The organism is Mycobacterium sp. E3198 (assembly GCF_001667015.1).
Classification (GTDB): domain Bacteria; phylum Actinomycetota; class Actinomycetes; order Mycobacteriales; family Mycobacteriaceae; genus Mycobacterium.
Genome location: NZ_LZIS01000015.1, coordinates 1 through 11,827 on the forward strand (window position 1 = coordinate 1; position 11,827 = coordinate 11,827).

General features: G+C 69.5%; 10 protein-coding genes. 2 read left to right on the forward strand and 8 right to left on the reverse strand.

Annotation, left to right across the window (positions count from 1 at the left end; genetic code table 11):
• Window positions 1-86: 86 nt before the first annotated feature.
• A complete protein-coding gene (gene glpK / locus A5673_RS02475) occupies window positions 87-1,553 on the reverse strand; it encodes a glycerol kinase GlpK (RefSeq protein WP_231970826.1) in 1,467 nt (488 codons plus the stop codon).
• Window positions 1,554-1,734: 181 nt separating this feature from the next.
• Between glpK and A5673_RS02480 the strand changes: the two genes are divergently transcribed.
• Entirely contained in the window at window positions 1,735-3,207 is a 1,473-nt protein-coding gene (locus A5673_RS02480; RefSeq protein WP_068226922.1) for a glutamate--cysteine ligase, read from the forward strand.
• Between the two features lie 18 nt (window positions 3,208-3,225).
• Window positions 3,226-3,903: a class I SAM-dependent methyltransferase gene (locus tag A5673_RS02485; protein ID WP_068226923.1), complete on the forward strand. Its 678-nt coding sequence runs from the start codon at window positions 3,226-3,228 to the stop codon at window positions 3,901-3,903.
• Window positions 3,904-3,928: 25 nt separating this feature from the next.
• Here the strand turns inward: A5673_RS02485 and A5673_RS02490 are convergent, their stop codons facing one another.
• From A5673_RS02490 to A5673_RS02520, 7 genes are all read right to left on the reverse strand, one after another.
• Entirely contained in the window at window positions 3,929-5,338 is a 1,410-nt protein-coding gene (locus tag A5673_RS02490) for a PE family protein (protein WP_197518273.1), read from the reverse strand.
• Window positions 5,339-5,647: 309 nt separating this feature from the next.
• A complete protein-coding gene (gene egtE / locus A5673_RS02495) occupies window positions 5,648-6,790 on the reverse strand; it encodes an ergothioneine biosynthesis PLP-dependent enzyme EgtE (RefSeq protein WP_068226925.1) in 1,143 nt (380 codons plus the stop codon).
• The gene (gene egtD, locus A5673_RS02500) at window positions 6,787-7,752 is read right to left on the reverse strand and encodes an L-histidine N(alpha)-methyltransferase (RefSeq protein ID WP_068226926.1); all 966 of its coding nucleotides are present in this window, start codon (window positions 7,750-7,752) and stop codon (window positions 6,787-6,789) included. The genes egtE and egtD overlap by 4 nt, the downstream gene beginning before the upstream one ends.
• On the reverse strand, window positions 7,749-8,447 hold the full coding sequence (gene egtC / locus A5673_RS02505; RefSeq protein ID WP_068226927.1) for an ergothioneine biosynthesis protein EgtC: 699 nt from the start codon (window positions 8,445-8,447) through the stop codon (window positions 7,749-7,751). Before egtC ends, egtD begins: the two co-directional genes overlap by 4 nt.
• Window positions 8,447-9,712: an ergothioneine biosynthesis protein EgtB gene (gene egtB / locus A5673_RS02510; RefSeq protein ID WP_369806458.1), complete on the reverse strand. Its 1,266-nt coding sequence runs from the start codon at window positions 9,710-9,712 to the stop codon at window positions 8,447-8,449. The genes egtC and egtB overlap by 1 nt, the downstream gene beginning before the upstream one ends.
• A 26-nt stretch (window positions 9,713-9,738) precedes the next feature.
• Entirely contained in the window at window positions 9,739-10,998 is a 1,260-nt protein-coding gene (gene egtA, locus A5673_RS02515; RefSeq protein ID WP_068226929.1) for an ergothioneine biosynthesis glutamate--cysteine ligase EgtA, read from the reverse strand.
• Between the two features lie 156 nt (window positions 10,999-11,154).
• Entirely contained in the window at window positions 11,155-11,802 is a 648-nt protein-coding gene (locus A5673_RS02520; RefSeq protein ID WP_156747798.1) for a sensor domain-containing protein, read from the reverse strand.
• Between the last annotated feature and the right edge of the window lie 25 nt (window positions 11,803-11,827).

Genomic DNA, 11,827 nt, shown 5'->3' on the forward strand with positions numbered 1-11,827 from the left:
GCGTGTTTGTACGGCGACACGCCGTGTGCGCCGTCATTCTGCGCACGCTCGCGGCTAGCGGCCCCGCACGCTCGCGGCGATGGGGGCTAAGAAATATCCACCCAATCCAGGGTCCGCTGGACCGCCTTTCGCCAGCCCGCATACCCCGCGGCGCGCTGGTCGTCGTCCCACGTCGGCGTCCAGCGCTTGTCCTCTTGCCAGTTGGCCCGCAGATCGGACGGGTCCGCCCAGAACCCGACCGCCAGTCCGGCCGCGTAGGCGGCGCCGAGGGCCGTGGTCTCGGCGACGACCGGCCGGACCACGTCCACACCCAGCACGTCGGCCTGGATCTGCATGCACAAGTCGTTGCCCGTGATGCCGCCATCCACCTTCAACACCTCAAGGCGCACACCGGAATCCGCCTGCATCGCGTCCACCACGTCGCGGCTCTGGTAGCAGATCGCCTCCAGCGTCGCGCGGGCCAGGTGCGCGTTGGTGTTGAACCGCGACAGCCCCACGATCGCCCCGCGGGCGTCGGATCGCCAATACGGGGCGAACAACCCGGAAAAGGCCGGGACGAAATACACGCCGCCGTTGTCGGGAACCTGACGGGCCAGCGACTCGCTCTGTGCGGCGCCGCTGATGATGCCCAGCTGATCGCGCAGCCACTGCACCGCCGAGCCGGTGACCGCGATCGAACCCTCAAGCGCGTAAACGGGTTTGGCGTCGCCGAACTGGTAGCAGACCGTCGTCAGCAGGCCGTTGTGCGACCGCACGATCGTCTCGCCGGTGTTGAGCAGCAGGAAATTGCCGGTGCCATAGGTGTTTTTGGCCTCCCCCTCGGCCAGGCACACCTGGCCGACCATCGCCGCGTGCTGGTCGCCGAGGACGCCGGTGATCGGCACCTCGCCTCCTAAGGGGCCGGACTCCAGCGTCACGCCGTAGGGCTGCAGGGGCGACGACGGCGCGATCGACGGCAGCATCGCGCGCGGCACGGAGAAGAACGACAACAGCTCGTCGTCCCAGTCCAGCGTCTCGAGGTTCATCAGCATCGTGCGACTGGCGTTGGTCACGTCGGTGACGTGCGCGCCGCCCCGCGGCCCGCCGGTCAGGTTCCACAACACCCAGGTGTCGGCGGTGCCGAACAGGGCGTCGCCGCTTTCGGCGGCCTCGCGCACCCCGTCGACGTTTTCCAGGATCCACTGCAGCTTGCCGCCGGAAAAATAGGTCGCCGGCGGCAGGCCGGCCTTGCGGCGAATCACGTCGCCGCGACCGTCCCGCTCCAGCGCCGACGCGATCCGGTCGGTGCGCGTGTCCTGCCAGACGATCGCGTTGCAATACGGCCGCCCGGTCCGTTTGTTCCACACCAGGGTCGTTTCCCGCTGGTTCGTAATGCCCAGGGCCAAAAGCTCCTTCGACGACAGGTTGGCCCGGTTGAGCACCGACATCAGCACCGACGACGTGCGCTCCCAGATCTCCACCGGGTCGTGCTCGACCCACCCGGCGCGGGGCAGGATCTGCTCGTGCTCGAGCTGATGGCGGGCCACCTCGGCACCGTCGTGATCGAAGATCATGCACCGGGTGCTGGTGGTGCCCTGATCGATGGCGGCTATGAATTCCGCGGACTCGGCCAACGAGCTCTCCTCCAGCCAGTTCGGACGTGCACGTCCATGATGGTCTACCCGCCCGCCCCCGTCAGCACCTGTCAGCCTGTCGCCCTTGCGTTGCGGCCGGTAAACCTGTTCCATCGGCGTTGTGGGCGAAGAGGTCAAGCGCACCACGTACGACCGCGCGCAGCGGGAGGAATACCGGCGCAAGGTGCGGCTGTGCCTGGACGTCTTCGAGACGATGCTTGCCCGGGCGCGCTTCGAGGCCGACCGGCCGCTCACCGGCATGGAGATCGAGTGCAACCTCGTCGACGCCGACTACCAGCCGGCCATGTCGAACCGTGTCGTGCTGGACGCCATCGCGGACCCTGCCTACCAGACCGAATTGGGCGCCTACAACATCGAATTCAACGTGCCGCCCCGGCCGCTGCCCGGGCACACCGGCCTGGACCTGGAAGCCGAGGTGCGGACCAGCCTCAACGACGCCGAGCTCAAGGCCAACTCGTGGGGCGCCCACATCGTGATGATCGGAATCCTGCCCACGCTGATGCCCGAGCACCTCGACGACAACTGGATGAGCGAATCCAGGCGGTACGCGGCCCTCAACGATTCGATCTTTTCCGCCCGCGGCGAGGACATCCCGATCAACATCTCCGGCCCGGAGCCGCTGAGCTGGCGCGCCGCGACCATCGCGCCCGAATCCGCTTGCACCAGCATGCAATTGCATTTGCAGCTGGCGCCCGCGGAATTCGCGGCCAACTGGAACGCGGCCCAGGTGCTCGCGGGCCCGCAACTGGCGATGGCGGCCAACTCCCCCTATTTCTTCGGCCACCAGCTGTGGTCGGAGACGCGCATCGAGTTGTTCTCGCAATCCACCGACACCCGGCCCGAGGAACTCAAGGCCCAGGGCGTGCGACCGCGGGTGTGGTTCGGCGAACAATGGATCACCTCCGTCCTCGACCTCTACCAGGAGAACATCCGCTACTTCCCGTCCCTGCTGCCCGAGGTGTCCGACGAAGACCCGGTCGCCGAGCTGACCGCCGGCCGCACCCCGCAGCTCGCCGAGTTGCGGCTGCACAACGGCACGGTCTACCGGTGGAACCGGCCGGTGTACGACGTGGTCGACGGGCGCCCGCACCTGCGGCTGGAAAATCGGGTGCTGCCGGCCGGGCCGACCGTCGTCGACATGCTCGCCAACGCCGCCTTCTACTACGGGGTGCTGCGTGGCCTGTCCGAGGCCCAGGACCCGCTGTGGAACAGGATGGGTTTCCTTGTGGCACGGGAGAACTTCCTCGAGGCGGCGCGCCACGGCATCGACGCCCGGCTGCTCTGGCCCGGCATGGGCAAGGTGACGGCCACCGAACTGGTCCTCGACACGCTGCTGCCGATCGCGGACGACGGCCTGCGCCGCTGGGGCGTCGACGCCGAGGTGCGCGACCGTTTCCTCGGCGTCATCGAGGGCCGCGCCCGCGCCGGGCGCAACGGGGCGACCTGGCAGGTGTCCACCGTGCGTAGCCTGGAGGACGGCGGCATGGGCCGGCCCGCGGCACTGGCCGAGATGCTGCGACGGTACTGCGAACACATGCACGCCAACGAGCCGGTGCACACCTGGGATTTATAGCAGCGCAAAGGGGTAACCATGTCGTCCGACATCATGGATTGGGACGGTGCGTATCGCGAGGAAGGCGAATTCGAGGGGCCGCCGCCGTGGAACATCGGTGAGCCCCAGCCCGAATTGGCGGCGCTGATCGAGGCCGGAAAGTTCCGTAGTGACGTGCTGGACGCCGGCTGCGGCTTCGCCGAGCTGTCGCTGGAGCTGGCCGCGCGGGGCTACACCGTGGTGGGCATCGACCTCACGCCGACCGCCGTGGCCGCGGCGACCAGGGCGGCGCGGGACCGCGGCCTCGGCTCGGCCAGCTTCGTTCAGGCCGACATCACGTCCTTCAGCGGCTACGACGGACGGTTCGCGACGGTCGCGGACTCGACGTTGTTCCACTCGCTGCCCGTCGAGGGCCGCGACGGCTACCTGCGCTCGATCCACCGCGCGGCGGCCCCGGGGGCCGGCTATTTCGTGCTGGTGTTCGCCAAGGGCGCCTTCCCCGCCGAGATGGAGCCGAAGCCCAACGAAGTCGACGAGGACGAGTTGCGCGCCGCGGTGAGCAAGTACTGGGAGATCGACGAGATCCGGCCCGCCTTCATCCACGCGAGCATTCCCCCATTGACCAACGCGCCCTTCGAATTTCCGCCGCACGACCGCGACGAGAAGGGCCGGATGAAGTTGCCGGCCTACCTGCTGGCGGCGCACAAGGCCGGTTGAGGTTTCAACCGCGCCACGCGAAGGGTCAGGGGCTCACACCCAACAGGCTGGCCGCGACATCCCTGGCTATTGAAATGACGTTGTTCAGCTCGTACGTGGCCCCGTTCAACCAGGTGGGTATTGGCGGAATTATGAATTGCTGTTGTTGAACGGGCGCCAGGGTGATGTTGGGGATGTTGACGTCGGGCAAGCTGAAGCCGCCGACCCCGATGGGCGGGATGGTCAGCGGCGCCGTGGCGAACCCCGGCCAGCTGACCTGCGGCAGCGTGAAACCGCCGACACCGATCGGCGGAACGGTCAGCGGCGCCGTGGTCACAGCCGGCCAGCTGACCTGCGGCAGCGTGAAACCGCCGACACCGATGGGCGGAACCGTGACCGACGGGATGGAGAAGCCGGAAAGACCGACGGACGGGAACACGTAACTGCCGCCGCTCGGGTTACTGATGCTCAGGAACGGCAAAGTGAAAGCCCCGATTTGGATACTGGGGATCCCGAATTGGGTGATATAGCCAGGTGTGTTGAAGCCAAGTGACGGCGCGAAATCGAACGACTGAAGATTGATGTCGTAGTCCGGGAAGAGGACGTTGCCGGTATGCAAGTGGACCACTGTCTGGCCGCCACCCGGAACATTGATATCCGGGATCTGTATCTGAGGAAGGTTGATCTGGGGCACGGTGATCGAAGGCAGGCTCCAGCCCGTCACCTGAACGAGGGGCGTCTGAAACGCCGGTATGGTCACCGCGGGCAGGTTGATCGGCGGCACCGTGATGGCGGGGGTGGTTATCTGCGGCAGGTCAAATGCGCCGACAGTGATGTTGGCGGGGGTCGTCCCGGCCGGGATATTGATCGACGGTATCGACAGTTGCGGCAAGCTGAACGGACTCACCGTGACATTAGCGACCGTGGACCCCGCCGGAATGTTTATCGATGGGATGGTGAGCTGGGGCAGATTGAAGGCGGCGACGTTTATCGGGGGTATGTGCACTGCCGGCACGATGATTCCCGGTGTGCTGAGTGTGAAGAGAATGCCGTCCGTCCCGATGTTGATGTCAAGGGCGCCGTTGAAAAGGTTGAAGGTTCTGTAGGTCGCGGCGGGTACGGCCGCGGCGGCCGCCGGCGCGCCACCGACCACCGCGTTGCCCAGAAGCTGCCCCGCGTTAGCGGCCTCGGCGCCGACATATGCCGCCGCGCCGACACGCAACAGGCTTTCGAACTCTGCCTGGAATGCCTGCGCTTGAGCGTTGAGAGCTTGAAACTGCTGGCCAGCGCTGCCGAACAGCGAAGCGATCGCGATCGACACCTCGTCGCCGGCCGACGCCGCTATGCCGGTGGTGGGGCCCGCGGTGGCGGCGGCCTCGGTCAGCAGGGCACGAATACCCGCCAAGTCCTGAGCGGCTCCCTGGACCACGTCAGGCACGGTGATCAGATACGACATCTCCATCTCCTTCCAGGCACGCCGCACAGAGAAAGGTCGGGCGCCGGCCCTGTGCCTACCGAGCTGAATAACGCTGCGGTTGAACCCAATTCGCCGGCGAGGAACATCGAGAAGTTCATCCGGCACCCTTTCTCCACCAACTCGTCATCGAGAGGCGTGCCGTCGCGGGCCGACCCTTGACCCCGGGGGCGCGCTAGAAAAAACCTACCCCACACGTGCCTAATAAGCACAGCGCTTTTCATACTTTTCGTCAAAATTCGCCGCTAGATTTCCCAAGTCGGTTTCTTGGGCCGCGGCCCGGCCGTACAGCTAGGTGCCCGTCGCCGCCGTCGCCGCGATCAGCTCCTCGGCGAAGCCCTCCAGGTCGTCGGCCGTGGTGTCGACGTGGGGCGAGATCCGCAGCACCGGCGCGGACAGTTCGTGCGGCGCTCGCGCCACCCCCGCGTAGGTGGTCACGATGCGCCGCTCGGCGAGCAGCCAGCTCCGCACGGCCTCGGGGTCGGCGCCGTCGACGGGGGCCAGCGTGGTGATGGCGCTCGGCTCCTCGGTCTCTTCGACCACCCGCCAGCCGTCGACGTCGGCGAGCAGCGTGCGGGCGATGCTCCCGAGCTCGGCCAGCCGCGCACGGATCGACTCCGGCCCGTACGCCAGGTGTTCGCCGACTGCGACCGAAAAGCCCACGCGCGCAGCGGCATTGGCCTCACCGAAGCCGAGTTGCTGCGCGACCGAAAGGTCCGCGGCCCAGCGCGGCGCCGGAAGCCGCGGCGTCAGCCGGTCCATCAGCCCGGGCCGCACGGCCAGCGCGCCGACGCCGCGCGGCCCGGCGAGCCATTTGCGCGACGACGAATACATCGCGTCGGCGCCGACGGCGCAATCGATGTGCCCCAACGCCTGTGCGGCGTCCACCACCAGCGGCACGCCCAGCTGACGGCAGAGCTTGGCCACCATGGCAAGGGGCTGCACGACGCCGCGGTGGCTGGCCAGCGGCGTGAGGTGAACCAAATCAGGCGGGTCCTCGTCGAGTCGGAATGCCGCGTCGTCGAGGGCCAGCCTGCCGTCGTCCAGGGCCGGCAGGGTGCGCACCTCGAACCCGTGGGCGGCCATCACGGCCAGGTTCGGCCCATACTCGCCGGGCAGGCAGGCCAGCGTGCGCCGGTCGGCCGGCCACGCGCCCAGCAGCAGATCCAGCGCGTGCAGCGAGCCGGTGGTGAACACGACCTCGGCGTCGGGCATGCCGCACAGGGTCGCGACCGCGGCCCGTCCGGCGTCAAGCACCGGGGCGGCCGCGTCGGCCGCGACGTAGCCGCCGACCTCGGCCTCGTGCAGCGCGTGCTTGGCGGCGGCATCGAGCGCCGCGAAACTCTGGCGCGAGCAGGCCGCGCTGTCGAGGTGCAGTCCGGCCGCCGGCGGGCGGGCCGACCGCCACCGGTCGGCCAGCGAATCCGGCGTCACTTCACCGCCAGCGACAGCCCGAAGTCGCCCGCGCCGTCGGTCCACCACCGGACGCGACGCAGCCCGGCCTCGGCCAATTCGGCGCTGACCCCGTCCGGGCGGAACTTGCACGACACCTCGGTGAGCATTTCCTCGCCGTCCGCGAAATCGATCGTCAGGTCGAGCGCGCCGACCCGCACCCGCTGGCGCCGGGCGGCCCGCAGCCACATTTCGATGCGTTCCTCGTCGGCGTTCCACCGGGCCACGTGGTGGTAGGCCTCGACGTCGAAATCGGCGTCGAGTTGCCGGTTGATCACCGCGAGCACGTTGCGGTTGAACCGGGCCGTCACCCCGGCGGCGTCGTCGTAGGCGCGCACCAGCCGTTCGGTGTCCTTGACCAGGTCAGTGCCCAGCAGCAGGCTGTCGCCGGGCCGCATCACCCCGGCCAGGGTGGCCAGAAACTCCGCGCGCGGCTCGGGCGTCAGGTTGCCGATCGTCGATCCCAGGAAGACGAACAGCCGCCGGCCGCCGTCGGGGATCTCGGTCAGGTGCTCCTCGAAATCCCCGCAGACGGCGTTGATTTCGACGCCCGGGTATTCGCGCTGGATGGCGGTGGCGGTGGCGGACAGCACGCTGGCGTCGACGTCGAACGGCACGAACCCACGCAGCGAACCGCGGTCGCGCAGCGCGTCCAGCAGCCGTCGGGTCTTCTCCGACGTCCCGGCTCCCAGCTCGACGAGGGTGTCGGCCTCGCTGGCCGACGCGACCTCACCCGAGTTGGCGCGCAGGATCTCGGCCTCGGCGCGGGTCGGGTAGTACTCGGGCAGCCGGGTGATCTGGTCGAACAGGTCGCTGCCCACCGAATCGTAGAACCACTTGGGCGGCAAGGTTTTCGGCGTCTGCTGCAGGCCGTCGAGCACGTCGCGACGCAGCGCGTGATACGCGGAGTCGGCGGCGAGGTGGTTGGACAGCGTCAGCGTCATCGAGTTCCTTCCGAATTGAGCGGCGTCATCCTGACGCCCGCCGAGGTCACCTCGACCAGGTGCCGGTCGGGCACGTCCTCCCAGTCGGGCGTGTCGTCGTAGGGCTCGCTGGCCACCACCACCCCGTCGTCGCGGCGCAGGACGAACAACGTGTCCCCCCAGGCGGTCGCCAGCAGCCGGGAGCCGTCGGCGGCCAACACGTTGAGCCGCGCCAGCGGGTCGGCGGTGCCGATTTCGGCGACGGTGTCCCCCAGCGCGTCGAGCCCGCGCTCGAACAGGACGGCCGCGAGTATTGCGCTGTCGCAGACCGATTCGGCCGACGAGGTGGGTGGCAGCACCGCGCGATCGACGATCCCGTTGTGCGACAACAGCCAGCGGCCGTCGGTGAACGGCGCGGTCGCGCTGGCCTCGATCGGCATCCCCACGGTCGCCGAGCGCACCGCGGCCACCACGCAATGGCTGTGCAGCGTCGGCGCGATCGAGTCGAACGACACGTCGCCCCACAGCGGCGCCGGGCTGCGCCAGCGCCGGGGCACGTCGCGATCGAAAAACCCCACCCCCCAACCGTCGGCGTTCATCAGGCCGTGCTTTTGCCGGCGCGGGGCGTACGACTGCACCCGCAACCCGCACGGCGGGTCCAGCACCAGCGAGGAGACGGTCACGTCGGCGCCCAGCCAGCCCAGGTGGCGGCACATCAGTCGCCCACATCCCACGCCAGCCGGACGCCGGAAAAGATCTGGCGCCGGATCGGATGGTCCCAGTTGCGGAAGCTGGGCCGCAGGATCGCCGCCTCCACGGCCCACGAGCCGCCGCGCAGCACCCGGTAGTCGCCGTCGAAGAACGGCTGCGAGTAGCGCTCGTAAATCATCGGGACGAACCCCGGCCAGGGCCGCAACGGCGAAGAGGTCCACTCCCACACGTCGCCGAGCAGCTGCTCGACCCCGTAGGCCGAGGCACCGGCGGGATACGCGCCGACGGGCGCGGGCCGCAGCGCGGTGCCGCCCAGGTTGGCGACCGCGTCGGACGGCTGCTGCTCGCCCCACGGATAGCGCCGACGGGCGGCGGTCGCCGGGTCCCACGCGCAGGCCTTCTCCCATTCCACTTCCGTGGGCAGCCGGGCGCCGGCCCAGGCCGCGTAGGCCTCGGCCTCGAAGTAGGTGACATGCTGCACCGGCTCGTCGGCGGGGATGTCCTCGAGGTAGCCGAACCGGGCGCGGGTTTTGCCGTCGGCGCTCCAGAACTGCGGCGCGGTCAGGCCCGCGGCCTGACGGTGCTGCCAGCCGCGCTGCGACCACCACTGCGGCCGGTGGTAGCCGCCGTCGTCGATGAACTGGCGCCACTCGCCGTTGGTGACCGGAACCCGGCCGATCCGGAACGCCGGCACGTCCACGACGTGGGCGGGGCGTTCGTTGTCGAGCGAGTACGGTTCGGTCGCGGCGTCGACGCCCAGCACGAACTCACCGCCTCCGATCAGCACCGACGTTCCGGCCACCCCCGGCCGGCCTGCGGGCAGGGCGGAACCGTTCGTCAGCAGCGGCGCGCCGGTGCGCAGGTTCAGCGCCTGCAGCATGGTTTCGTCGTGCTGGTTTTCGTGGCTGACCACCAGCCCGAAGGCGAACGCCGCCTGCTCGCCGACCGGGTCGTCGGGCAGCGCGTCCAAGGCGTCCAGCGCCGCCGACCGCACGGTCCGGCAATAGGCCCGGGCCCGCTCCGGCGACAGCAGCGGCAGCTCCACGCGGCTGGCCCGGGAGTGTTCGAACGCGTCGTAGAGGCCCTCGACGGCCGGCGGCAACATCCCCGGCCGGGCCGGGTCGCCGCCGCGCAGCAGCCAAAACTCTTCCTGCTGAGCGATGTGCGCCAGGTCCCACACCAGCGGGCTCATCAACGGGTCGTACTGCCGCCACAGCTCGTCGTCGTCGAAATCGACCAGTCGCAGCGTCCGGGCCCGCGCCCGCGCCATGTCGTCGGCAAGCCTCGCCCGGGACGTCACAGGCCCCCTTGCGCCATCCGCGCCACCACCGGCGCGATGCCGTGTTCGATGACGCGGTCGGAAAAGTCGTCGCCCGGACATCGGCCCTGCTCGACGCCGCTGAGCAGGAGCTGCATCGACTCGGTCAGCTCCGCCGGCGCCCGCTCGGCGGCGACCGCGACGCACGTGTTGGCGGCCTGGTGGAGCCGACGGTCGCGCAGGCCCACCCGGGCCGCGGTGTCCCAGGCGGTGGCCACCGGTTCGACCGCCTCGGCCGCGAGGTCGGCGGCGACCGGGTCGTCGAGCAGCGCCACCAACGTGAACACCACCGCGGGCCACAACGCGTCCGGCACGCTGTCGAGGTAGCGGATCTCCAGCCACTGCCTCGGGCGCACGGGCGGGAACAGCGTGGTGAGGTGGTATTCCAGGTCGGCGATCGTCGGGCGGCGGTCGCCGAGCAACACCCTGCCGTCCACCCAGTCCGCGAAGGGCACCCACCGCGTGACGGCCACCGCGTCGGGGTCGTGCACCAGCATCACCGGAGCCTTGAGCGCATAGCGCGCCCAGTCGGTGCCCGGGTCGTCGCCGCTGGCGCCCAGGATCGGTCCGCAGCGCGCCGAGTCCATGTCGCCCCACACCCGCTGCCGGGTCGACACCCAGCCGGTGAACTCGCCGCCCAGCATCGGGGAGTTGGCGGAGATCGCAATCATGGTCGGCCCCAGCGCGTGCGCCAGCCGGACCCGCGCCGCCCAGCCGTCCCGCGGCCCGGCGTCGACGTTGACCTGAATCGACGCGGTGGACGTCATCATCGCCGCGCCGGCCTCCCCGGAGCGGCTGGCGCCGAAGAACTGCTCCATGGCGCGGTAGCGCGGACCCGGGTTGATGCGCTTCGGCGGCCGCAACGGATCGGCCCCGAGGAAAACCAGTCCCAGCCCGGCGGCGGCGAAGGCCGACCGCAGCACGGCCTGATCCCGATTCATCGCATCGATGGCGGCCGCCACGCCCTCGGCGGGCGGGCCGGACAGCTCGACGGCCCCGCCGGGTTCCACCGTGACGACGCTGCCGCCGGGCAGGGCGGGCAGCTGCTCGAGCACGTCGGCGATTTCGTCCCAGCCGGGCCGGCGGTGCGGGTCGGTGGGGTCGTGGCAGTGGCCTTCCAGCTCCAGGCCGATACGCCGCAGCGGTCCGTCGATCAGGCAGCTCTCGGCGATGTATTTCGCGGCGGCGGCGGAGTCGGCCATTTCGGCTTGGGCGGCGCTGACGGCGGCGGACGTCATATCACGATCCCTTCGGGGCCCGGGCTGACGACGCGGACCGCTGATTGCGCAACGAGCGGAGAAATATCGCCACTACTTCATCTTGCAGATCGCACCGACATATTCCCGTTCCGCCGGAATTCCAAGCCGTGACCCACCCGAGTACGCGGGTCCACGCTACTGACCCAGCGCGTTCTGCATCGCCCCGGCCAGGACGTTGACCGCGGGACCCGCGTTGCCGGACTGGCACACCTTGGCCTGCAGCAACACGTTTTCGCGCAGCCTGGTTTGATCGAAACAGCGCCGGTCGGTACCGGCTTCCTGCTTGGTCCAATTCGCGTCGGTACCCGTCGCCGGGCCGCCGTCGAACGACCACACCTGGGTGCTGCCGTTGTCCAGGTGCATCGCGGTGGTCTGCCCCGAGCACCCCACGGTCCGGTCCACGACACGGTGGAACGCCCGGGCCGCGGCGTCGTCCGTGGCGAACACCCCCACCGCCTGTTTGACGAAATGGGTCTGGTCGTTGGCCGACGTCTGGGTGGTCGCCCCGTTGAACGACGCCAGATCCGGATCGTCGAACACCTCGGGCAGCCCGATGTCCGCCCAGTTGTTGCACGCCGGCACGTCGACCGAGAAGCCCTGGAAGGGCTGCGTGAACGTCGATTCGAAGCCCATCGGCCCGCCGACGATGTTGCCGACCGAACCCTTGCCCAGGACCGCGTAGTTGACCACCCCGGGCTCCGACGGATGCGCGGCGGCGACGGGAGCGCCCGCCCCCGTTCCGACCGCCACCCCGACGGTCACCACCGCGGCCCAGATCCGCATGGTCATGGGTTTCGATCATGCCAGG